Below are 23,711 nucleotides of genomic sequence, written 5' to 3'. Positions count from 1 at the left end.
TATTCATTCTTGCCAATAATCCTGCACTTATTCTTGCTGATTATCGTGCACTATTCTTGCCAATTATCCTGCACTCTTAATTGCCAAAAATCGTGTACTTTTATTTACCGTTCACAACATTGGTTGCAGCTGTAAAAGCCGCAGGTTTGGTTGAAACTTTACAAAGTAAAGGGCCGTTCACCGTTTTTGCTCCTACAAATGAAGCCTTTGATAAATTACCAAAAGGTACCGTTGAAACATTATTAAAACCTGAAAATTTAAAAATGTTACAAACAATTCTTACCTACCATGTAGTAGCAGGAAAAATGAATGCTGCTGCTATAGCAAAAGTTATAAAAATGGGAAAAGGAAAAGCAACACTGAAAACGGTTAGCGGTGGAACTTTGACAGCATGGATGAAAGGTAAAGATTTATATATTTCAGATGAAAATAGAAACAAAGCTAAAGTTACAATAGCGAATGTGAACCAATCAAATGGTGTGATTCATGTAATTGACGCAGTGGTATTGCCAAAAAAATAATTTTTTAATAAGAGGTTTGATTTTGTTAGTTGAAAAAGTCCTGCAATTTTGCAGGGCTTTTTGAAAAAAATCCCAATTCTAAATTTGTCTAAACTCTTGAGTTCAGTCTAAATTTAGAATCAGGATTTTTAATCTTTATAAAATAGGACTATCTCAAACTTGCTCCAAGCTCTGTTTCAAAATTATTTTGCAGTTTACTCATGATTTTATCTATTTGAGCATCAGTCAGCGTTTTTGAATTGTCTTGGATTGTAAAGCTTAAAGCGTATGATTTTTTACCTTCCGGCAGATTTTGTCCTTCATAAACATCAAATAAATTAATGTCTTTTAAGAGCACTTTCTCTGTTTGACGTGCAATATTGTAAATACTATCGTAGGTTACGTTTTGATCGATTAGTAAAGCCAAATCCCTGCGTACTTCAGGATACTTAGGAATTTCCGTATACTTTATTTTGGTAGTAATCAATTTCAGAATTAGAGCCCAATTAAAATCAGCAAAAAAGACTTCTTGTTTGATACCAAAATGTTTCAATATGGATTTTTTGACCACTCCTAATTCTACGATTATATCTTGATCACATCCAATTGCAATTCCTTCAGAAAACACATCCGAAGTTACCGGTAAATTTTGTGTCTTTTGAATTCCTAATCTTGAAAGTATTCCCGTTACATACCCTTTGAATAAAAAGAAATCAGAAGGCTTTTGAACAGAGGTCCAATTTTCCTGATTCCTGCTGCCAGAAAGGAATAAACTTAAATGCTTTTTTTCTTCATAACCAGAGAGATAGTTATGATACGTTTTTCCAAATTCAAATAATTTTAAATCGGCATTTTTACGATTGATATTGTAAGAAACTGCTTCCAGTCCAGAAAACAATAAGGATTGACGCATCGTGGCTAAATCTGTACTTAGTGGATTAAGCATTGTAACATTATGAGCTGAATTTAATTGATCAGAAAGTTCAGTATAAGATGCTGTAGTCAATGAATTGGCCATCATTTCATGAAAACCTTGTGAATTCAATTGTGTGGCAATCGTATTTTGTATTTTATAATCTTCGTTTCTGGGAGAATTAGAAACCGTAGCGTTTAGTTTTTTCGAAAAATTAATGTTGTTGTATCCATACACTCTCAGTATCTCCTCAATAACATCTATTTCTCTTTGTACATCAACGCGATAGGCAGGAATGATTAATCCTAATCCGGCATCTGAAACACTATTTACTTTGATGTCCAATGAAACTAATATTTTCTTAATTGTATCTTTCGACAATTCCTGACCAATGATTTTGGCTACTTTGCTGAAGCTTAAAAATACTGAAAAGTCCTCCATTTTCTTTGGATACACATCAATCACATCTGATGTTATTTCTCCACCAGCCACTTCTTGAATCAGTAAAGCAGCTCGTTTCAATGCATATTCAGTAATAGTTGGGTCAATTCCTCTTTCAAAACGAAAAGATGCATCGGTGTTCAATTGATGCCTTTTGGCTGTTTTACGAATACTTACGGGATTGAAATATGCACTTTCTAAGAAAATAGAATTAGTGTTTTCTGATACTCCTGATTTTTTTCCACCAAAAACGCCAGCGATACACAAAGCTCCTTTTTCATCACAAATCATTAGATCTTCTTCGTGTAAGGTTCTTTCAACGTCATCAAGAGTCGTAAATTTAGTTCCGGCAGCAAGTGTTTTTACAATTATTTTTCCATTGATTTTTGAAGCATCAAAGGCATGAAGCGGCTGGCCTAATTCATGTAAAACATAATTGGTTACATCAACTATATTATTCTTTGGATTTATTCCAATGGCTTTCAGTCGGTTTTGCAACCAAGCAGGAGAGGGTTTTACGGTAATTCCGGAAATGGTAACTCCACAATATCTAGGAGCAAGCTTAGGTTCTTTAACATCAATATCAATTTTCAGAATTCTTTTATCTACTCTAAAATTACTTACTGATGGTGTAATTAATTCTACACTAACACCGCTTTGCAACATTCCTGCTCTTAAATCACGGGCTGTTCCCAAATGACTCATAGCATCTGCACGATTTGGTGTTAGTCCAATTTCGAAAACTTCGTCATTTTCAATTTTAAAAACGGTTGCTGCTGGAGTTCCTGGTACTAAAGCATCGTCCAATATCATAATTCCATCATGACTTTCACCAAGACCTAATTCATCTTCGGCACAAATCATTCCGTGACTTTCCTGTCCACGTATTTTTCCTTTTTTTATCGAAAACGAAACTCCCTCTTTATCATATAATGTAGTACCTATTGTGGCAACAGGAACTTTTTGTCCTGCAGCAACATTACTGGCTCCACATACAATTTGTACAGGAACTCCGTTGCCTAAATCTACAGTAGTTATTTTTAGCCTGTCAGCATCTGGATGTTGAATACAAGTAAGAACATGTCCTACAACAATGCCTTCTAATCCGCCTTTTACCGATTGGTATTTTTCAACAATTTCCACTTCAAGACCTAAATCTGTTAGCAATGCTGCCGTTTCTTCGGATTTCCAATCTATTTTAATGAATTGTTTTAACCAGTTGTAAGATATTTTCATCTGTCAATTTTAATGAGATTGCAAATATAAGGATTGCAGGTTGGAGTAAAAACAATTTTTTTGGTTTTTTATAACTGATTTGTCACATTTCAGGAGTGTTTGAAATAGAGATTTAGTACTGTTTAGTATAAATATTTAGGAATTAAATAATAAAATTGCGTTAAAAAAACACATATGAAAATTTAATGCTATTAGTTGAATGAATTGTGCTATTGTAACGATAAATAGGAAACTATTTTTGATAAAATAAAATAGATAACACCATGGACAACATAGTAAAAAGACCTGAATTCAAGGCAACGTATGATAATTATATAGGAGGGGAATTTGTTGCACCAATCGGTGGACAGTATTTTGATGTTGTTTCTCCAATTGATGGAAAAGTATTTACAAGGGCTGCACATTCCACTAAAGTTGATATAGATGTGGCTGTTGACAAAGCGCATGAAGCTTTTCAAACATGGGGAAAAACGTCCGTTACAGAACGGAGCATACTATTGAATAAAATTGCACAGGTTATTGAAGATAATCTGGAGTATATTGCTACCGTTGAAACCATAGATAACGGGAAAGCAATCCGTGAAACTTTAGCTGCAGACATTCCTTTGGCAATAGATCATTTTAGATATTTTGCAGGGGTAATTCGAGCAGAGGAAAGTTCTATTGCTGAGCTGGATTCACAAACAGTTTCGATTGCTTTGAGTGAACCATTAGGTGTAATTGCCCAGATTATTCCTTGGAATTTTCCAATTTTAATGGCTGTATGGAAATTAGCGCCGGCATTGGCAGCAGGCAATACAGTGGTTTTAAAGCCAGCGGAAAGTACTCCAATTTCTATTTTGGTATTGATGGAATTGATAGGGGATATCCTTCCTCCTGGAGTAATAAATATTGTTAATGGTTTTGGTGCTGAGCTGGGAAGGGCTTTGGTAACGAATAAAAAAGTGTCAAAGGCCGCATTTACGGGTTCTACACCAACCGGTCGTTTAGTAATGCAATATGCTACGGAAAATATTATTCCCGTAACATTGGAATTGGGCGGAAAATCTCCCAATATCTTCATGAAATCTGTTGGAGATGCTGACGATGATTTCTTTGATAAAGCAGTGGAAGGTGCAGTACTTTTTGCGTTAAATCAAGGGGAGATTTGCACTTGTCCTTCTAGACTACTAATTCATGAAGATATCTATGATAAATTTATTGCCCGAGTAATTGAAAGAACAGCAGCCATCAAACTAGGAAATCCGTTGGATAGAACAACGATGATGGGAGCTCAGACTTCATTGGTTCAAAAAGAAAAAATTCTGTCCTATATTAAATTAGGAAAAGAGGAAGGTGCCGAAGTGTTAACTGGCGGTGAAGAAAACCATTTGAATGGAGAACTTGCTGGAGGTTATTATATCAAACCAACTCTTTTTAAAGGACATAATAAAATGCGTATTTTTCAAGAAGAAATTTTCGGGCCTGTTTTAGCGGTTACCACTTTTAAAACAACAGAAGAAGCGATAGCAATTGCAAATGATTCGATGTATGGTTTGGGAGCTGGAGTCTGGACCCGCGATGCACATGAAATTTATCAGGTTCCAAGAGCAATCCAGGCAGGTCGTGTTTGGATTAATCAGTATCATTCTTATCCAGCCGGTGCCCCTTTTGGTGGCTACAAACAATCAGGAATTGGTCGTGAAAACCATAAAATGATGCTTGGTCACTATCGTCAAACAAAAAATATGTTGATTTCTTACGATAAAAAGAAGTTAGGTTTCTTTTAATAGTGCAGAGTATTGGTTAATTTTAAACCTGACAGATTGTATTATTTGTCAGGTTTTATTTTAAAGCAAAAAAGATGATAAAAAGAATTGACGCAACGGAAAAAGCAATAGAATTAATCAAAATTTTGCAGGAAAAACATGGTGATTTGATGTTTTATCAAGCAGGAGGATGTTGTGAAGGCACACAGCCACAATGTTTTGAAAAGGGTGGATTCTACCAGAGAATGGGGGATGTATGTATCGGTACAATAGAAAACACTGAATTTTGGGTGGATAAGGATTTATTCGAATATTGGAAACACGCTCATTTTACTTTGGATGTAATTGATGCTTTTGGAGTAGGAGGGTTTTCTTTGGAAACACCGTTAAAGAAAACTTTTCGAATTGAATACCGGATTTTTTTGCCAGAAGAGGAGCATTCACTTGCCCCAGTTAAATTTATCGAATAATTTAATTTACATACAATAATTGGTACTGCTTCGGAGTAATTCCTTCGTGTTTTTTGAACAAGCGACTGAAGTAATTGGAATCCTCAAATCCAGATAAATAGCACACTTCATTGATTTGTATTGTAGGATTTTTGAGCAATTGTTTAGCGCATCTTATTTTTTCACTTATTACAAATTCTATTGGACTCATACCTACTTCTCTTTTGAAAAGTCTGTAGAATGATGCAGTACTCATACACGCCTTTTCACTCAAGTTTTTCATGCTTATATTTTCTTTCAGATTCAGTCTTATGAATTCTACTACTTGGGTAATTGGATTTTTTGGATCTGTATACAAACCGTCATCAATTGCTTTTACAGTTTGCGTTTGAATAATTCGAATTAGTAATTCTTGTAAAGTTAAATCTGCCAAAGCATCTTTTGTAATCGAAGTACTCATACATTCTTTGATTAACTTGTTGATGGTTGCAGCTAATTCTACATTGTTATAAAAAAAATAATTTTGATAATTTAACTGCCAGAATTGGGAATTGCCTTCTTTGGGATACCGCTCGTTTAAGAACTGTAATGTATCACTAATTTTAGTTTGATCTATCGCCAAAGCTAAACATTGTGTTGGATTGCTTTTCGTAGCTTCAGGAAAGTCTATTTTCATTTCCACATTTGAAGGAATAACAACCGTTTCACCTGGCAGATACTCAAAACTTGGGTCATCAAAAAGATGCATTACTTTTTTGCCTCTTAACATACTCGTCACCACAAAATCATTAAATTTCAAAGGAACCAGCGAAGAAGATTCGTAGGTTTCAAAAAGATTCAGTTCACAATGATTTAAGGAATAGACCGTTCTATTTTCTACTAATGTTTTTAACGATTTTTCGTTTGATAAATGCGGAGGGTTAATAAAAATACGATTACTATTCATAGGTTTCAAACTTAAAAAAGACAAAGCTTAAATTTAATGAAAATAATTAGAACCTGAACACTCTTTAACAAATTTTAAATTAATTCTTCGACGTTTTTTTTAATATTTTCTGCCATTTTATGAGTAGGCAAATCATTTTCGTCGCTTCCAAAAGGATCTTCTATTTCCTCGGCAATTAGCTCTAAACTTGCTAAAACATAAAAAATAAATACGACAACCGGAACCACATAATAACCCAAACTAAAAGAATATCCAAAAGGCAAAGTCATTACATAAAAGAAGATAAATTTTTTCAAGAAAGCACTGTAGGAGTAGGGAATAGGCGTATTTTTAATTCTCTCGCAAGCTCCGCAAATTTCGGTAAACGAAAGTATTTCGGCATTTAAAATGATTAATTGATCTCCTGTTATTTTTTTGGAATCGTATAAATCATTGATTTTATGAAACAACATTTTCGCTACCTGATTGGGTTTGTGCTTGTGATGGTCAACTTCCAAATCCACATCGTCAAACAACTGCATGCTGGTATCATTGTCGTTTAAATGTTTGTGTAAAATAGAGGCGTAACCCGGAATCATTTTACGAAAATAATTTCGATCTTTTTCATCCTGTAATATGGCCGATAATTTGATAGCAAGATTGCGGCTGTTATTGACTAAAGCACCCCACATTTTACGACCTTCCCACCAACGATCGTAGGCTGTATTAGTTCTGAAAACGAGCAATAACGAAATTACGAAACCTAACATTCCATGCATAATGGTAATGTTTTTCACATAACTAGTATCTGCTAATTTCCAATATTCAACTTCCAAATAACCTATAATTCCAGAATAAAGTCCAATGGCAAGCATTATTGGCATTAGTGTTCTGAAGGTATCCGCTTTATGAAAACGAAAAATAAATGTAAACCAGTCCTTTGTATTATATGAAATCATTTCCGCTAATTTTTTAGCAAAAATATATTAAAAATTTAGATTACCAGCTAATTCTCTAAGTGCAATTTCGGATAATTTGGCAAGAAACTGGGCGTTGCTGTACCGTACTTTGGCATTAACATAATTCAATTGCGCAGTTCTGAATTCTAGTGTTGTTATGGTTCCTATACGAAATTTATCTAAGGTGATATCCAAATTTTGTTTGGCGATAGCTTTGTTTTTTTCTTCTAAAGTAATCAGTTCTAAATTCGTCAAATACGTTTGATAGGAAGTGGCTAATTGCGTGTGTAATGTTAAATTTTGCTGTTCGACTGTCAATTTAGAATTCTCAATCTGAATTTTGGCGATTTTTTCGTTTCGATTTTGTGCAAAGCCATCAAATATATTCAAAGAAGCACTGAATCCGTAATTCAGTCCTCTGGATGAGGATTGCGAAACAAACCCAAGACTGGACTGGCTTTCAGAAAAATTGTATCCTGTGTTTACTTTTATCGTAGGATAGCGTCCCGCTTTGATTTGTTTTAATTCTAATTCGGCTACTTTTTTATTAATAATTTGCGCTTCCAATTGCGGATTTTGTTTTTCGGCTAAAGCGGTGAGTTCCGGAAGTAATAATTGCTTGTCAACTGCAACAGCATCAATCACTTTGAAATCAGTTGCAAGATCTCTGGCCAGTATTTGATTCAATAAAATTTTACTATTGGCATACAATTCCTTTTGTCTCAACACTGCAACCTGATCTGTATTCAGATCTACCTGTGCATTTAAAACCTCTAATTTAGACGCTTTTCCTATGGTGAACCTGTTTTGTGCCAAAGATAAGCGTTGGTTCGAAATTACAATTGTGGTATCTAGTGCCACTAATTGCTGCTGTTGCTGTACCAGATCGTAATAAGCTGCATGTACATCACTTATTTTAGTGATTAATGTTAGTTTTAGTTGTGCTTCTCCTAATTTTTGTAATTCCTTAAGCTGATCTAGTCTGGCAAACATACGCATGCCGTCAAAAATAGTCCAATCCAATCCAACACCATAATTCAAACTGTTGTTCTTAGCATTGTCTAACTCTGTTTGCGTTCCATCCTGACGAGTTTGTGAACTGTTTTGAACACTATTATTGTCTACAATTGTTGCAGTGACTTTTGGAAACATACCGGCATTTCCAATTGTTGCGTTTGTTTTTTCAATGTCTAAATTGTTTGTAGCAATTTTGATTTCATAATTGTTTTCTAATGCTATTTTTACAGCACTTTGCAATGTCAAAACTTCTTGTGCATTGGTTTTTGCAACACAAAACAAGAGTAGTATCAGACTTTGAAATAGTATTTTAAAATGTGTCATAATTAGTTGCTTTCTTTTTCATATTCTGCAATATGATCAAATTCAGGATAATGTTTTCGGGCTTTCGACCACATAAGGTACATGGAAGGAATTACAAACAAGGTTAACACCAAAGAGAAAATAGTACCTCCTACGATTACAACCCCCATTCCAATTCTACTCGTTGAAGCGGCTCCCAGAGACATTGCAATAGGCAATGCACCCAGTGAGATGGCTAAACTGGTCATTAAGATCGGTCTAAGTCGTGCTTCGGAAGCTTCCAATATTGCATCCGCTTTCGATTTGCCCTGTTCTCGCAGTTGATTGGCAAATTCGACAATCAGAATTCCGTTCTTGGTGACCAGTCCAATAAGCATTACGGTTCCAATTTGGCTAAAGATATTCCAAGTTTGATCGAAGAGCCATAGCGAAAATAATGCACCGGCAACTGCCATCGGTACAGTCAAAATGATAATAAAGGGGTCTATAAAACTTTCAAATTGTGCGGCCAGAATTAAAAATATCAATAATAAAGCCAAGCCGAATGCAAATGTAGTATTCGAACTGCTTTCAACAAAATCTCGTGATTCTCCACCTAAATCGGTGGTAAAAGTATCATCTAGTACTTTAGTCTTAATTTCGTTCATTGCGTCAATCCCGTCACTGATACTTTTACCGGGAGCGAGACCAGCGGAAATAGTTGCCGACATATATCTGTTATTATGGTACAATTGGGGAGGATTACTCTTCTCTTCAATAGTAACGACATTGTCCATTTGAATTAATTCCCCTTTGTTATTTTTTACATACATAGAGGTTAAATCAAGCGGTTTTGAACGGTCTTTTTGATCGAATTGACCAATCACCTGATATTGTTTTCCGTTTCTCATAAAATAACCAAATCGCTGACCGCTCAGCGAAAGTTGTAAGGTTTGTGCAATGTCAATTACTGATATTCCCAAACTTTCGGCTTTCTCACGGATGATGGTTACGTTAACTTCAGGTTTATTGAATTTTAAATTCACATCACTTACTGCGAAAGTTGGATTCTTGGCTACTTCATCCATAAATAATGGAATCTTTTCTTCTAGTTTTTTGAAATTTGTTGCCTGAATAATGTATTGAATTGGTAAACCACCACGTCTGTTTACCGCAATTGTAGGTTGTTCAATAACCGAAGTCTTTGCATCAGGATATCTTTTGGTCCATTTGGTTAGTTTCTCAGCAATTTCTTTTTGTGAATCCTCTCTTTCATTAGGTTCTACTAAGGAAACACGAATGAAACCACTATTTACCGAAGAGGATCCAAAACCTGGTGAAGTGATAACCAAACTTACTTTTTTTCCGGGAATAGAATCATCTACGAGTTTTGAAACTTCCTGCATAAATCGATCAGTATATTCATAGGAAGAGCCTTCGGGTGTGGACATCCGCATAACAAATCCACTTCGGTCATCATAAGGCGCTGTTTCTTTTTGCAAAAGATTGAAAAATAAATAAATTAATCCAAAACAGGCGATAAGAATAGGGAAACTCAACCATTTTCTTTTCATAAAATGTTGTAATGCATCGGCATAACCACTGTTTAGCTTTTGAAAATACGGTTCGGTTTGGATATAGAATTTTGATTTTTTTTGTTCACCGCCTTTCATTAAGTACGCATTCAGCATAGGTGTTAAGGTAAGCGAAACAAAAGCAGATATCAATACTGCTGCACCAATGACCACGCCAAATTCCCTAAACAATCGTCCAACAAATCCTTCGAGAAAAATCACAGGAAGAAATACAGCTGCTAAGGTGATTGAAATCGAAATTACCGCAAAAAAGATTTCATTTGAGCCTTTTATCGCGGCTTCAATTGGAGACATTCCTTCTTCTACTTTTTTATAAATATTCTCTGTAACTACAATTCCGTCATCAACAACTAGACCTGTTGCTAAAACAATAGCCAGTAAAGTCAATACATTTATAGAAAATCCAAAAAGCCACATAATGAAGAAAGTCGCTATGAGCGAAACAGGAATGTCAATTAGCGGTCTAAATGCTATTGCCCAATCCCTAAAGAACAAATAGATAATTAAAATTACCAGAATAATTGAAATCCCTAGGGTTTCCGCTACTTCAATAACTGACTTTTTTACAAAAACGGTAGTATCAATAGCTATGTTTAATTGGATGTCTTTGGGTAGATCCTTTTTTAATTTTTCAAATTCTTTATAAAAAGCAGTTGAAATATCTAAGTAATTAGCCCCGGGAAGAGGAACAATCGCTACACCAACTAATGGAGTTCCTGACTGGGTCATTTGTGTTTCTGTATTCTCAGGGCCCAAACTTGCTATTCCTATATCGCTCAATCGAACCACTTTTTCGCCGTCTGAACGAATAATTATATTATTGAATTCCGCTGCTGAGGATAGGTTACCAACAGTTTTAACCGTTAATTCTGTGTTTTTTCCTGTCAGTTTCCCTGAAGGTAATTCTACATTTTGCTTGTTTAGGGCTTCTCTAACTTCCGAAACCGTACAGCCGTAAGAAGCTAATTTCACGGGATCAATCCACAAACGCATTGCATATCTTTTTTGCCCCCAAATTTGAACCCCACTTACCCCCGGAATGGTTTCCAATCGTTGGGAAATTACATTTTCGGCATAATCACTCAATTCTAAGGCGCTTCTGGAATCACTTTGCACCGTCATTGAAATAATTGCTTCACCATTGGCATCAGCTTTAGAAACAACGGGAGGAGCATCAATGTCCTGCGGCAAGTTTCTGACGGCTTGAGAAACTTTATCACGGACATCATTTGCCGCTTCTTCCAGATCTTTATCTAAATTAAATTCGATAGTAATATTACTGCTTCCTTGCGCACTTGAAGAAGTTACATTTCGAATTCCATCAATGGAATTGATTGCTTTTTCAAGTGGTTCCGTAATTTGGGATTCAATAATATCAGCATTGGCTCCGGTATAATTAGTTCTAATCGAAACTTGTGCCGGATCAATTGACGGAAATTCACGAACGCCAAGAAAACTGTAACCAATGATTCCAAATAACACGATGGCTAAATTGATAACTATGGTAAATACGGGTCTTCTTATACTTGTGGTTGATATACTCATTTTGTTGAATTATAAATTAGTAGTTATGAATTATGAAAGTATTGGTTTTGAATTATAATTTTGATTGTAGTTGCAAAACGTATAATTCATCACTTAAATAACTCATAACTTTACTTTTACCTTCACAGGAGTTTCATTTTTTAAAGACATTACACCACTTGTTATAACAGTGTCTCCAGCTTTTAAACCAGAAAGCACAAGAATTGTAGCATCTGTACGCGTGGCAGTTTCTACCATAACTTCTTTGGCTTGACCATTGCTGGAGATAAAAACTTTCTTCCCATTTTGAACCGGAATAATCGCTTCAGTTGGAACTACGACGGCATCTTTAATAATATCTAAAGGCAATTCAACATTAGCAAACGTACCTGGTAATAATTTTCCATCTCTGTTTTCAGCAATGGCACGAACTTGTAATGTTCTGGTAGCAATTGCTACTTCGGGCTCAATTGCATATACTTTAGCAGTATATTTTTCATTTGATCCGGCAACCATAAAAGTCAAAATGGTATTTGTTTTTACCTGATTGGCATATTTTTCTGGAATTGAAAAAGTGATTTTCAATTTACCGGTATTAACTAATTTGGCAACTAAAATTGTTGGTGTAATATAGGTTCCTGGAGAAATGGAACGCAATCCTATTTTTCCTGAAAAAGGTGCTCTAACCGACGTTTTTGCAATCTGCGCTTTTATTAATTCACTTTGTGCTTGCGCCGATCTCAAATCTGCTCTTGCGATATCGTATTCTTCCTGGCTTATAGCTTCTTTTTGCAGTAGAAGTTTTGCTCTTCTTTCGTTTTCAGAGGCTAAACCCTCTTTTGTAGCAGTTTGTCGCAATTGCGCTTTTAATTCTAAATCGTTTACTTTGAAAAGCACTTGACCTTTGCTTACATTACTTCCTTCCTGAAAATAAATACCCTCAACAATTCCAGAAACTTCACTTCGAATCTCCACTTGCTCATTTGCTTCAATAGATCCTGAAAGTGAGAGGTTATTATCGAAAGTTTGTGGCGCAACAACAATTCCGCTTACATTCATGGCTTTATTCATTCCTTTATCTTTTGAATTTTCATTCTTTGCACTGTTTGATGAAATGCGATAAGCTATAAAACCACCAATTCCGACTAACAATAAGGTGTAAACAAGGTATTTTATTTTCATGTGTAGATAATATTTATTTTGTAATGAAATAGGAGTAAAACTAGAATTAATTGCTTCTTTTTTTTAGTGCTTTAACAAATTTAGGTTTTAGAATTGGGAATAATAGTTTTGTTAATTTTTTTTTAACGTTTGTACATACAAATATTAACATTAACATAAAAATTTAGATAATGAGAATCAAAAAAAAACAGACTAGCACTATGACTTTAGAAAAATGAAAAGGTTTAATCCATTAATTAAAAAAGAATAATTATTCAGCATATGTTAAAAAAAACAGATCAAATCTTTTTCAAGCAAAACCATTTTGGAGTTTGTTTTAGAATTTATCAGAATAAAAAAAATACAAGTTGTCATAACAAAATTGATTTACGATTGTTTCTGGAGTTACCATTTTATTATACTCATTTTTGAAATTATAATACGATAAAAAGTGCGCGGCTAATTGCAATAAATTATTTGCTAATTGCGGTAAATCAGAAGCGCTATAAATACCGGGTAAAGGGTTTATAGTACCATCAAAATCACTTCCTATACAAGTACAATTCCATGAATTCAAATCATTTTTATCTAAAAGAATTGCAATATGTTCTAAATGTTTCCATATGATTTCTGCTGAGGCAAACGCCTTGTTTTTTTGCGAATTTAATTTCTTCAAAATACTTTTTTTTACCAATCTCCTGCCATCGAGCTGAACTGCAAAAAGGCCATTACTTTTTGCTATTGCTACTAATTCTTCATCATAGAAATTAATATCTGTAGTACAGAAAATGGATTCGTCAACAAATAATTCCGGATTATCCCAGGAAGTTCCTGTCACCGCTCCATGACTTACAATAATGGGAATGTTTTTGTTTTTGAAGTTAATGTCTAAAAAATTGTAGTATTCTTTCCTGGATTGCAAACACATGTGCTTTAAATCCGGATAAATAATTTTACCGTTTTTATCGTCCAATAATGCCATTACAACCTTTAATCCTAAGTCTGTAAAACCATGGTTTAGCATTTCATTTTGATTGACTAATGGACCTAAAGCATCTAAACTTCTCGCATGACCGCAAAAATCATTACTGAAATTATGAGCAAAAGTGATAGTAATAGGAGTGATTTCCCAATTCTTAACTTTGTAAATATTTTCAAGAACTTCATTTTCCGCGGTTTCTCTTCCGTATTTTTTTAATCCGGAATTAAATACGTGAGCACCTTCAATTGCGAAGATTATAGCTGTTTTGTTTGCATCCTTAATTAATTTAAAATCTTCTGATTTTTTGGGGAAAAACAATTCGGTTTCACGATCCCGATGAATGGATTCCAATAAAAATGAATGTTCTTTTTCGAGGTCTTCAAAATAATTTATATGCTGCTGAATGTTTCTGATTCTGGAATAACTGATTCCGGTTATAATATCTGCAAAAAAAGCAGAAACAAAACCACTACCTAACGAATTTATAAAAAAACCTTTTTCAAAAGGATAGAGTGAAGCAGTTACAATTTTGACATTTCCATTTTTTAAGGTTGTAAAATCAGCTTGTGAAAATTTAGTCAAACCAAGATATTTACTGATAAGTTTTCGAAAAAAACTATTTTCCTGCTGATACCAAATATTTCTTCTTTTCACACTATAAGCACTGTCTTCAAATGTATGTCCATAGGTTTTTAGTGTAGGATGGCAATGCAGGTCGGCAAATTTGAATTCGTTTTTCATGTTTGATTACATTGTTTCTTCAAAAATGCTTACAGGTTTAATAGCATTCTTTTTTACTAGTTGGTAATGAAGTTGAAAAGCTTTTAATAAGGAATAACTTTTATAAGGAAAGTGATATTCTTTGGCAAACTGTTTAATAATTTCAGTTGCTTGTATGGCTTGTGAAGCACTGATGTTTGGAAATAAATGATGTGCCAAATGAAAATTAAAATTATTCATTATATGTTTTGAGATGAAATTTTCTCCATGCACATCATTTGTTGTTATAAATTGATGTCTAAGCCAAGTAGTAGGGAGTTGGTAATTTGCATTTGGTATTGGAAACTCATTACCAACATTAGCATGTGAAGGGATTAATATTATCAGCCCTACTAAACTGCCACATATCATCTGTAATAAAAATCCCAATAAGGCTTGACCTATATTCACATTAAAAACTAAAATAGGAATTAGAATGGTATAAGAGATAAATAACAATTTAAAAAACCATAATTTAAAATACTCTATACGAGGAATTTGAATAAACTTCCTGATGTATCGTTTAGCCGAATAAAAATCTCTAAAATCCCTTACCAGTAACCAATTTAAAAGGAATAATGGATAGAGAAGGAATGCCCAATAATGCTGGTATTTTTGAATAAATAAATGATTGTCTGATGGGAAAAGTTTTAGTGGCCCGCCTTGCTCAATATCCGTATCCCAACCAATAGTGTTGGGGTAGTTGTGGTGCATTTTTATATGTCTGTTAATCCAAATAAAACTATTTGCTCCAATACAATCAAAAAGATACATGATAGCTTTATTTTTTCCTCTCTCTTTAAATAAGGTATAATGACAAGCTTCGTGGATTAGATTTACAAAAATTAAAGTCACAAGAACCCCCATTAGTCCATAAAAAAGATAGTACAAAAAAGGAAATGACGCGTATTGCATAGCAATAAACCAAAATAGAAAATAGAGAGAAGGTAATAGAAAAGCTTTAAATTGGTTTTGATAATTCTTTTCTTCAGTACCCAAGTGTTCTTTAACCGCCTCTTTTAATAGAATAAAATGCCGGTCCTCTTCTATTGATTTTGCAAAACTTGGCTTTCTAGACATTTTGATAAATGTTTAAAATTAGAACACACAAATTTACAAAATAAAAAAATACATAAATAATTGATTATTAGATATTTAACTTATATAATTCCAGATGTTTTTCTTTTTGGTCATCTCAATAAAAACCGATCTAAGTGTACTGTGCTCCGGTTTTTGCATTCCGGCATCTTCTTTAAGCAAGGCTGCAGCATAATTTCTGGCTAACATTAACGTGTCTCTATCTCTAACAATATCCGCAATTTGAAGGTTGAGTACACCACTTTGTTGTGTTCCCATTAAATCTCCCGGACCACGAAGTTTCAAGTCAACTTCGGCAATTTCAAAACCGTCATTGGTTTGTACCATCGTTTCCATTCGGGTTTTACTGTCGGAGCTCAATTTATGACTCGTCATCAGGATACAATAACTTTGCTCGGCACCGCGACCAACGCGACCCCTAAGCTGATGCAACTGCGACAATCCAAAACGCTCTGCACTTTCAATGATCATCACACTGGCATTAGGGACATTCACGCCGACTTCAATTACGGTTGTAGCGACCATGATATTAGTTTTCCCTTCCGAAAAGCGTTTCATTTCAACATCTTTATCGGCTGGCTTCATTTTCCCATGCAAGATTGAAATAGAATAGTGTGGCAACGGAAAATCTCTGGAAATACTTTCATAACCGTCCATTAAATCTTTGAAATCCATTTTTTCAGATTCCTGAATCAAAGGATATACAATATAGATTTGTCGGCCCAAAGCGATTTCATCCCGAAGAAATTTCCAAACTTTCAAACGGTTGCTGTCAAATCGATGTACTGTTTGAATTGGTTTTCGTCCCGGGGGCAATTCATCAATCACTGATATGTCTAAATCTCCATACAAACTCATCGCCAAAGTTCTGGGAATAGGAGTGGCTGTCATCACTAAAACGTGTGGTGGAATCGTATTTTTCTTCCACAATTTAGAGCGTTGCTCTACTCCAAAACGATGTTGTTCATCAATTACTGCCAACCCCAAATTCTTGAATTTTACTTTTTCTTCTAATAAAGCATGCGTTCCGATAAGAATATGTAAGGTGCCGTTTTCCAGTTCTTCATGAATAATTCTTCTCGCAGCTATTTTAGTGGAACCCGTCAGTATTCGGATGTTGATGTTTAGTGTTTGTGCTAATTCGAACAAACCGATAAAATGCTGGTTGGCTAAGATTTCCGTGGGAGCCATCAGACACGCTTGAAAACCATTGTCAAGTGCTAAGAGCATGCTCATAAAGGCCACAATTGTTTTTCCGGAACCTACGTCACCTTGTAATAATCGGTTCATTTGGGCATTGCTACCCATGTCGGTTCTTATTTCTTTGATTACTCTTTTCTGGGCATTAGTCAATTCAAAAGGCAAATGATTTTGATAAAAATCATTAAAATATTGGCCGACTGTGGTAAAAGGGTGTCCTTTTATTTTGTGCTTTCGGATTAGATTTTTCGTAATTAATTGCAATTGAATAAAGAACAATTCTTCAAAGATTAATCGGAATTTGGCTTTCGCCAAAACTTCAGTACTTTTTGGAAAATGAATGTTGAATAAAGCTGCTTTTTTAGGAATGAGTTTAAGTTCCTGGATTAAATAATCCGGTAAGGTTTCCGTGAACAAAGTTTGTGTTTCCAGAAACAATTGTTGCATTAGTTTATTAATAACTCTGTTCGAAATTCCACGATTCGTCAGTGTTTCGGTAGAAGGATAGACGGGCTGCATAGCAGAACGCAAACTTTGTTCGTGCTCACTCATTAGCTCAATTTCTGGATGCGCCATACTGAATGTACTCCCAAAAGAATTGCATTTTCCGAAAATAACACAGATTTCATTAAGCTTCAAACTCTCCCGAATCCATTTGTGACCTTGAAACCAAACAAGTTCCATCTGGCCGGTATCATCCACAAAAGTGGCTACCAATCTTTTTTGGTTTCTGCCAAATTCAACGGTTTTGATGTTGATGATTTTGCCAATAATCTGAACTTCAGCAAAGTTATTTTGCAGTTCGTTAATCTTGTAATACCGCGTTCGGTCAATGTATCTGTTGGGAAAAAAATTAACCAAATCCCCATACTTATGAATTCCCAATTCCTTACGGAGCAGTTCGCCCCGATTGGGACCAACGCCTTTTAGATATTCTATGGGAGTTAATAGTAGGTTTTGCTGCATAGTGCGAAGATAGTTTTTTGTTTGGAAATTTCGAAATGGAGCAATACTGACTTTAGAAAATATAATTTCAAGAAAATATAATTTTAAAAATTAGCTTTAAACATAATATCTTCGCATAATAAAAAGCTAAAATAATGACAACTCATCTAGCATTGCTTCGCGGCATCAATGTTTCCGGTCACAACATGATAAAAATGGAAGCGCTGAAAACGACTTTAGAATCTATTGGTTTTACAAATGTGGAAACCTATATACAGTCAGGAAATGTTTTTGTGGATGCTGAAGAAGAAAGCCCTGCAAAAGTTGGATTTCAAATTAAACAGGAAATTTTCAAAATTTTTGGTCATGATGTGCCTATTGTGGTAGTTGCCAAAGATGAATTGGAAGCGTGTTTCAAGAACAATCCTTTTTTGAAAGCGGCCGATATCGATCACAAAAAATTATACGTGGCCTTTATTTCTGCTGCCTTACGTAGCGAAAATATCAACGATTTAAAAATTAGTCAGTTTAAACCGGATGAAGCAAGTATTGATGATAGCAGAATTTATATTAAGTATGCCATTGGAGCTGGAAAAACACGATTTGACCAAAAATACATTGAGAAAAAACTGAATGTAACAGCAACCATCAGGAACTGGAATACGGTTACGCAGTTGTTGAAAATGTACGAGGAAAGATAATGAAAATCAGCTAAAAAATAGAGTCCCGAATTTCTCTGGTTCGGGCAGGTTAATATTCGCATGAAAAAAAAAAAAAAAATAATTATAATTTGACGCAACCTTTTATAGGATAGATCATCCTTACAATATCTGTAAAAACTGAAAAATGAGATGTCTTACTATCCTAGTCGCTTTCCTTTCTATTTTCAATTCCTGCTCAAAAGACACTGTAGCGACTGACGGTGCAGATTATCATGGAAAATGGACCTTGATTAAAATGTCTGGTTCTATGGTTGATTCCGAAACTACAGGTTTAGCTATGGAATGGCAAGAATTTTACTTGTTGAATGCTAACGGGACATTCACGAAATCCAGAAAAAGAAACGCTATTAATACAACAATTTCTGGAACCTATACGACTTCAAATCATCCGGACGGGATTTATTTTGAATTAACGTATCCCAATGACAGCGAGATTATAGGAAGCTGTTATGGAAATTTAAAAGAAGAACTTTATATTTCAGAGGACAACATCTTATCAAGTACCTGGAAGAATTGTGATGGTCCCGGATTAGAATACAAAAAGTAAATCATAGTGCATTTTACATTTTTTATAAAATTTGATTAGGGTTAATTTTAGAATTATGTAGCACTTCTGAAATAGAGTACTCCGAAGTTGAAAAACTTTTGTGTGCTCTTTTTCTTTTTTATACTAAAATCCTAAGCAACTCTACAATGAAAAAATTGGATTGTAAATACAAAAATATTTATATTTACTCATAATTAACGATCGAGAATCGTTGTGTATGGCTTTAAATCATAAAATCTATAAATAGATGGCTTCTAGACTTTCTTTTATCTTCACAGTATTTTTTGTTTGTTTTTCGTTTGCTCAAAATGGAAATCCAAACGATTATTTGTCAGCTCAATTTCACAAAGAACGAAGAGAAGCGTTACGGGCTAAAATGCCGAAAAATAGTGTGGCGGTATTTTTTGGTAATCCCATTCGAAATCGTGCAAATGATGTGGATTATGTGTACCATCAAGATCCTGATTTTTATTACTTAACTGGGTATAAAGAACCGAATTCTGTTTTGGTCGTATTTGCTGATAATCAAACGGCAGACGGAAAATCATTTAATGAGTTGCTTTATGTTCAGGAAAAAAATCCAAAAGAGGAGCAATGGACGGGAATACGCTTGGGAACTGAAGGCGCTAAGAAGGATTTAGGTTTTAATTTTGCATTGAATGGAAAAGAGTTTCTCAACTCTGGAATAGATTATGGAACCTATAGCAATGTCATGTTTAAGGAATTTGAAGAGGATATCAGAAATTCAAAAAAAGAAAAAGCCGATTTGTATAAATTAATTGGAGCCTTTAAATCCCAAATTGGTTACGATGAAAAAGGAAAGTCACAAACTTATTCGAATGTACAAAATGAAATTAATCTTAAAAAAAGAATCACATCAAAAATAGCTACTATCGATACCAAATCGATTTTAACCTATATGGCCAGTTTACGTGAGATTAAGTCAAAAGAGGAAATGGTTTTATTGACAAAAGCGATTCGAATATCCGCAATGGGTCAACGTGAAATTATGAAAGCGATGCATCCCGGAATGTCAGAAACCGAAATACAAGGGATACATGAATTTGTTTATAAAAAGTACGGTAGTGAATACGAAGGTTATCCTTCTATAGTGGGCGCCGGTAATAACGGCTGCGTATTGCATTATATTGAAAATAGCAAAATGAAAGTGGAGAATGATTTGGTTCTAATGGATTTAGGCGCAGAATATCACGGTTATACTGCCGATGTAACCCGAACAATTCCTGCTAACGGAAAATTTTCCACGGAACAAAAGATAATCTATGATTTAGTATATGAAGCCCAGGAAGTAGGAATAGCTAACGCAAAAATAGGAAATGCCTTTGGTGCTACTGATGCAGCTGCACGCAAGGTAATCAATGAAGGTTTGGTAAAGCTGGGAATTGCTAAAACTGAAAATGAATCCAGAAAATATTTCCCGCATGGGACTTCACATCACATTGGCTTAGACGTTCATGATCCAGGTTTGTATAACAATTTAGAAGCCGGTATGGTTATTACTGTTGAACCGGGAATTTATATTCCTAACGGAAGTGATTGTGATAAAAAATGGTGGGGAATAGCTGTGAGAATTGAAGATGATATTTTAATAACGGAAAATGGCCCCGTTAATTTGTCTGGTGAGGCACCCAGAAAATCAAATGAAATTGAACTATTGATGACTGAAAAAAGTGTTTTAGATAGTTTTTCTTTACCAAAATTAGATTAGTATCTTTTTTAAGATTCTGTAAATAGTAAAACTCCGAAGTTCAGTCTAGTATGAACTTCGGAGTTTTTATTTAAATTATTTCGCAACCAAATCGCAATACCAGAATCCAAAATCAAAGGCGTCAGAAGCACTCGTGTCACAAGCGGTACCGGAGGTGTCTTCTTTTTCTGGTTTTTCATATTTGCGATACACAACCTCGCCAATTTCAAAATGGAGGGGTTTAGAGAAAATCGGGCCGTCAAAAGTAAACGTATGAAATTCGCCATTTTCTCCACAAACGTCTACATTTTCGGGTAAATCGTTGATAAAACTTTGATCAATAACGCGACCTACAAAGCTTTTATCCAGAAAACGTTCGTTTACACAAACCACAATGGTTTTAAAACCTAAATCCAAAAATTCTTGAATAAGCTCATGAGTTGGGATTTTCCAAAGTGGAAAAATGCCTTCGAAACCTATTTCGGCTAATTTATCTTCTCTGTATTTTCGTAAATCTTCCAGAAAGATATCTCCAAAAATCGAATTGGTTACGCCTTGGGCTTTTAGTTTTTCCAATTTTTCGCGCATTACGTTTTCGTAAACCTCCATAGTTGGCATTTCCGGAATTTGCATGATTTCAAGCGGCAACCCGATACTTTGGGCTTGTTGTTCCAATAGTTCCAGCCGAACACCGTGCATTGAAACACGTTGATACTGCTGATTTATACTGGTTAGCAAACAAGTAATTTCAATTTCGTGATTTTGTAACATTTTGTATAAGGCCAGCGCTGAATCTTTTCCGCTGCTCCAATTAAATAGGGCTTTCTTTTTCAATGTGATTTTCTTGTGGTTTTCTGGAGGTAAACTTACAAAATTACTCGGATTAGTATGGTAAACCTTTGTAACTTTGGACATCGCAGTATAATCGCTATATAATGAAATACCTATTATTTTTTATTTCCACTTTTACATTCGGGCAACAAACCCAATTTGTTGATTTTAAATTGGTTCTGGGAAAAATTGTTATTAATCCGAGTGAAAGAACAGTTTCTGGTGCTATTGACTATGATTTCGAAGTTTTGAGATCGATTGATACTATTAAAATTGATGCGCAAAATATGGTAATTTCTGATTTAAAACTGAACGGAAATAATGTTCTATATCGCAATACCCAAAAACAATTACAAATTATTTTTCCGTTTAAAAAAGGAAAAAACAGACTGACTTTTCATTATTCGGCTAAGCCGAAGCAGACTTTATATTTCGTAGGCTCTGAGCAAGAAAACAATATACAGATTTGGACACAAGGACAAGGGAAATATACCAGTCACTGGTTTCCTAGTTTTGATGATGTTAATGAAAAAGTGATTTTCAATCTGGGAATCGCCTGCGATAAAAAGTATCAGGTAATTTCAAATGGAGTTTTGAAATTTAATTCCGAACACAATGGACTTTCGTTTTGGCAATACCAAATGCAAGAACCGATGAGTTCGTATTTGCTAATGCTCGCCATTGGAAAATTCGAAAAACAAACGCAAAAATCAAAAACTGGTGTTTCATTAGAAATGTATTTAGAACCAAAAGATTTTGCTGAATTTGAACCGACGTACCGCTATTCAAAACAGATGTTTGATTTTTTAGAAAAGGAAATAGGAGTGAAGTATCCTTGGGAACTATACAAACAAGTACCCGTTCGTGACTTTTTGTATGCGGGAATGGAGAATACCTCTGCAACACTTTTCAATACTCGTTATGTCGTGGATGCAACGGGTTTTGAAGATAGGAGCTATACGAATGTCAACGCGCATGAATTGGCACACCAATGGTTTGGGAATTTAGTTACTGCTGAAAGCGGGAAGCACCATTGGTTGCAAGAAGGATTTGCTACTTATTATGCGTTATTAGCTGAAAAAGACATTTATGGGGAAGATTATTTTTATACTAAATTATTTGAGTCGGCGCAACAATTAAAATTTGCTTCCCGAACAGATACGATTCCCGTTTTGAATGCGAAAGCCAGCTCATTGACTTTTTATCAAAAAGGCGCTTGGGCACTTTTTGTTTTACAGCAAGAAGTAGGGGACAAGCCGTTTAAAAAAGCAGTAAAAAAGTATTTAGAAAAACATGCGTTTCAGACTGTAAATACGGAAGATTTCTTTACTGAAATAAGAAAAGTATCCAATTTTGATTTGGATAATTTTAGTAAAGTATGGCTTGAAAAAAGTGTATTTAATACACAAGAAGCTAATTACTTACTGAATAAAAACAAAGGGATTCAGCAGCTGTTTGAAATCGAAAAGGTAAAGAACAAACCGTTGTCTGTTAAAAAAGATTTTTTTTCTAAAACATTGCAATCTGATGTACATTTTTCTATAAAAAAAGCGATTGTCGATCAATTGAAAGAAGAGGAATTTCAGGATAAAGTAGCACTGCTAAATTTGGCATTGGAAACCAAAAACGTGCAGGTTCGTCAAGCTGTGGCGGCAACGCTAAATAAAATCCCCGAAAGTTTTAAAGAACAATATGAGACTTTACTCAATGATAAATCCTATCAAACTCAAGAAATAGCATTGTACAATTTGTGGAATAATTTCCCGGAGCAGCGTTTTGACTATTTAGATAAATCAAAAGACTGGCGAGGTTTCAATGATTATAATTTAAGAACGCTATGGTTGTCTCTAGCACTATCTACCACAGATTATGCTTCGGACAAAGAAGCCTTGGTAGAAGAATTAATAAGTTATTCGTCAATTAATTATGAGGCAAATACGAGACAAAATGCCTTGGAAAAATTATTGGCTTTTAGAATAATTAACGATACCGTTTTGAAAAATTTGGTGAATGCAACAACGCATCATATGTGGCAATTTTCCAAGGTAGGAAGAGACAATATTAGAAAACTATTGAAAAATAAGGAAATGAGAATTTCTTTCGAAAGAATGTTGCCGAATTTTAATGAAACGGAACAATTTCAATTGAATCGATTACTGAAAGAATAGT

17 protein-coding genes are annotated in these 23,711 nt (G+C 34.6%); 7 read left to right on the top strand and 10 right to left on the bottom strand.

The features are described 5' to 3' along the window. Positions 1-92 precede the first annotated feature (92 nt). The gene (locus tag ACNQGN_RS12930) at positions 93-521 is read left to right on the top strand and encodes a fasciclin domain-containing protein (RefSeq protein WP_417988248.1); all 429 of its coding nucleotides are present in this window, start codon (positions 93-95) and stop codon (positions 519-521) included. A 148-nt stretch (positions 522-669) separates the two neighbouring features. Here the strand turns inward: ACNQGN_RS12930 and pheT are convergent, their stop codons facing one another. Beyond that, positions 670-3,090, bottom strand: coding sequence for a phenylalanine--tRNA ligase subunit beta (gene pheT / locus ACNQGN_RS12925; protein WP_417988247.1), 2,421 nt, complete (start codon positions 3,088-3,090; stop codon positions 670-672). A gap of 263 nt (positions 3,091-3,353) precedes the next feature. Between pheT and ACNQGN_RS12920 the strand changes: the two genes are divergently transcribed. Further along, positions 3,354-4,859 (top strand): aldehyde dehydrogenase family protein, encoded by a 1,506-nt coding sequence (locus tag ACNQGN_RS12920; RefSeq protein WP_417988246.1) that lies wholly within the window; start codon positions 3,354-3,356, stop codon positions 4,857-4,859. A 74-nt stretch (positions 4,860-4,933) separates the two neighbouring features. Next, positions 4,934-5,308: a DUF779 domain-containing protein gene (locus ACNQGN_RS12915; RefSeq protein ID WP_417988245.1), complete on the top strand. Its 375-nt coding sequence runs from the start codon at positions 4,934-4,936 to the stop codon at positions 5,306-5,308. Between the two features lies 1 nt (position 5,309). Here ACNQGN_RS12915 and ACNQGN_RS12910 read toward each other — a convergent pair whose 3' ends face one another. The 8 genes from ACNQGN_RS12910 to recG form a co-directional block, all read right to left on the bottom strand. Then, positions 5,310-6,233 (bottom strand): AraC family transcriptional regulator, encoded by a 924-nt coding sequence (locus ACNQGN_RS12910; protein WP_417988244.1) that lies wholly within the window; start codon positions 6,231-6,233, stop codon positions 5,310-5,312. A 74-nt stretch (positions 6,234-6,307) separates the two neighbouring features. After that, the gene (locus ACNQGN_RS12905) at positions 6,308-7,171 is read right to left on the bottom strand and encodes a bestrophin family protein (protein WP_417988243.1); all 864 of its coding nucleotides are present in this window, start codon (positions 7,169-7,171) and stop codon (positions 6,308-6,310) included. A gap of 27 nt (positions 7,172-7,198) precedes the next feature. Further along, the gene (locus ACNQGN_RS12900) at positions 7,199-8,512 is read right to left on the bottom strand and encodes a TolC family protein (protein ID WP_417988242.1); all 1,314 of its coding nucleotides are present in this window, start codon (positions 8,510-8,512) and stop codon (positions 7,199-7,201) included. Between the two features lie 2 nt (positions 8,513-8,514). Further along, positions 8,515-11,610: an efflux RND transporter permease subunit gene (locus tag ACNQGN_RS12895; RefSeq protein WP_417988241.1), complete on the bottom strand. Its 3,096-nt coding sequence runs from the start codon at positions 11,608-11,610 to the stop codon at positions 8,515-8,517. Between the two features lie 102 nt (positions 11,611-11,712). Continuing rightward, positions 11,713-12,771, bottom strand: coding sequence for an efflux RND transporter periplasmic adaptor subunit (locus ACNQGN_RS12890; RefSeq protein WP_417988240.1), 1,059 nt, complete (start codon positions 12,769-12,771; stop codon positions 11,713-11,715). Between the two features lie 316 nt (positions 12,772-13,087). Next, positions 13,088-14,473: a membrane dipeptidase gene (locus tag ACNQGN_RS12885; RefSeq protein ID WP_417988239.1), complete on the bottom strand. Its 1,386-nt coding sequence runs from the start codon at positions 14,471-14,473 to the stop codon at positions 13,088-13,090. 6 nt (positions 14,474-14,479) lie between these two features. Further along, the gene (locus ACNQGN_RS12880; protein ID WP_417988238.1) at positions 14,480-15,571 is read right to left on the bottom strand and encodes a fatty acid desaturase family protein; all 1,092 of its coding nucleotides are present in this window, start codon (positions 15,569-15,571) and stop codon (positions 14,480-14,482) included. Between the two features lie 75 nt (positions 15,572-15,646). After that, positions 15,647-17,755 carry an ATP-dependent DNA helicase RecG gene (recG, locus tag ACNQGN_RS12875; RefSeq protein WP_417988237.1) on the bottom strand — a complete coding sequence of 703 codons (2,109 nt, stop codon included), beginning with the start codon at positions 17,753-17,755 and terminating at the stop codon, positions 15,647-15,649. A gap of 134 nt (positions 17,756-17,889) precedes the next feature. Here recG and ACNQGN_RS12870 point away from each other — a divergent pair, with 134 nt between their 5' ends. The 3 genes from ACNQGN_RS12870 to ACNQGN_RS12860 all read left to right on the top strand — a co-directional run bounded on the left by ACNQGN_RS12870 (position 17,890) and on the right by ACNQGN_RS12860 (position 20,732). Then, positions 17,890-18,435: a DUF1697 domain-containing protein gene (locus tag ACNQGN_RS12870; RefSeq protein ID WP_417988236.1), complete on the top strand. Its 546-nt coding sequence runs from the start codon at positions 17,890-17,892 to the stop codon at positions 18,433-18,435. 145 nt (positions 18,436-18,580) lie between these two features. After that, complete coding sequence (locus tag ACNQGN_RS12865; RefSeq protein WP_417988235.1) at positions 18,581-19,003, top strand: hypothetical protein; 423 nt, start codon at positions 18,581-18,583, stop codon at positions 19,001-19,003. 247 nt (positions 19,004-19,250) lie between these two features. Next, on the top strand, positions 19,251-20,732 hold the full coding sequence (locus ACNQGN_RS12860) for an aminopeptidase P N-terminal domain-containing protein (RefSeq protein ID WP_417988234.1): 1,482 nt from the start codon (positions 19,251-19,253) through the stop codon (positions 20,730-20,732). Positions 20,733-20,807: 75 nt separating this feature from the next. On the opposite strand, the gene ACNQGN_RS12855 is transcribed toward ACNQGN_RS12860, so the two are convergent. Continuing rightward, positions 20,808-21,545: a Dph6-related ATP pyrophosphatase gene (locus ACNQGN_RS12855; protein ID WP_417988233.1), complete on the bottom strand. Its 738-nt coding sequence runs from the start codon at positions 21,543-21,545 to the stop codon at positions 20,808-20,810. A 101-nt stretch (positions 21,546-21,646) separates the two neighbouring features. Between ACNQGN_RS12855 and ACNQGN_RS12850 the strand changes: the two genes are divergently transcribed. Next, positions 21,647-23,710 carry a M1 family metallopeptidase gene (locus tag ACNQGN_RS12850; RefSeq protein WP_417988232.1) on the top strand — a complete coding sequence of 688 codons (2,064 nt, stop codon included), beginning with the start codon at positions 21,647-21,649 and terminating at the stop codon, positions 23,708-23,710. Position 23,711: the final 1 nt, after the last annotated feature.

The sequence above is a fragment of the Flavobacterium rhamnosi genome (assembly GCF_048286515.1).
GTDB lineage: Bacteria > Bacteroidota > Bacteroidia > Flavobacteriales > Flavobacteriaceae > Flavobacterium.
This window is presented reverse-complemented; position numbering and strand designations above follow the sequence as displayed.

Coding starts and splice junctions, on each gene's coding strand:
- ACNQGN_RS12910 (WP_417988244.1), bottom strand. CDS start 6,233: ATGAATAGTAATCGTATTTTTATTAACCCTCCGCATTTATCAAACGAA.
- recG (WP_417988237.1), bottom strand. CDS start 17,755: ATGCAGCAAAACCTACTATTAACTCCCATAGAATATCTAAAAGGCGTT.
- ACNQGN_RS12905 (WP_417988243.1), bottom strand. CDS start 7,171: ATGATTTCATATAATACAAAGGACTGGTTTACATTTATTTTTCGTTTT.
- ACNQGN_RS12920 (WP_417988246.1), top strand. CDS start 3,354: ATGGACAACATAGTAAAAAGACCTGAATTCAAGGCAACGTATGATAAT.
- ACNQGN_RS12860 (WP_417988234.1), top strand. CDS start 19,251: ATGGCTTCTAGACTTTCTTTTATCTTCACAGTATTTTTTGTTTGTTTT.
- ACNQGN_RS12895 (WP_417988241.1), bottom strand. CDS start 11,610: ATGAGTATATCAACCACAAGTATAAGAAGACCCGTATTTACCATAGTT.
- ACNQGN_RS12915 (WP_417988245.1), top strand. CDS start 4,934: ATGATAAAAAGAATTGACGCAACGGAAAAAGCAATAGAATTAATCAAA.
- pheT (WP_417988247.1), bottom strand. CDS start 3,090: ATGAAAATATCTTACAACTGGTTAAAACAATTCATTAAAATAGATTGG.
- ACNQGN_RS12885 (WP_417988239.1), bottom strand. CDS start 14,473: ATGAAAAACGAATTCAAATTTGCCGACCTGCATTGCCATCCTACACTA.
- ACNQGN_RS12865 (WP_417988235.1), top strand. CDS start 18,581: ATGAGATGTCTTACTATCCTAGTCGCTTTCCTTTCTATTTTCAATTCC.
- ACNQGN_RS12880 (WP_417988238.1), bottom strand. CDS start 15,571: ATGTCTAGAAAGCCAAGTTTTGCAAAATCAATAGAAGAGGACCGGCAT.
- ACNQGN_RS12890 (WP_417988240.1), bottom strand. CDS start 12,771: ATGAAAATAAAATACCTTGTTTACACCTTATTGTTAGTCGGAATTGGT.
- ACNQGN_RS12850 (WP_417988232.1), top strand. CDS start 21,647: ATGAAATACCTATTATTTTTTATTTCCACTTTTACATTCGGGCAACAA.
- ACNQGN_RS12900 (WP_417988242.1), bottom strand. CDS start 8,512: ATGACACATTTTAAAATACTATTTCAAAGTCTGATACTACTCTTGTTT.
- ACNQGN_RS12870 (WP_417988236.1), top strand. CDS start 17,890: ATGACAACTCATCTAGCATTGCTTCGCGGCATCAATGTTTCCGGTCAC.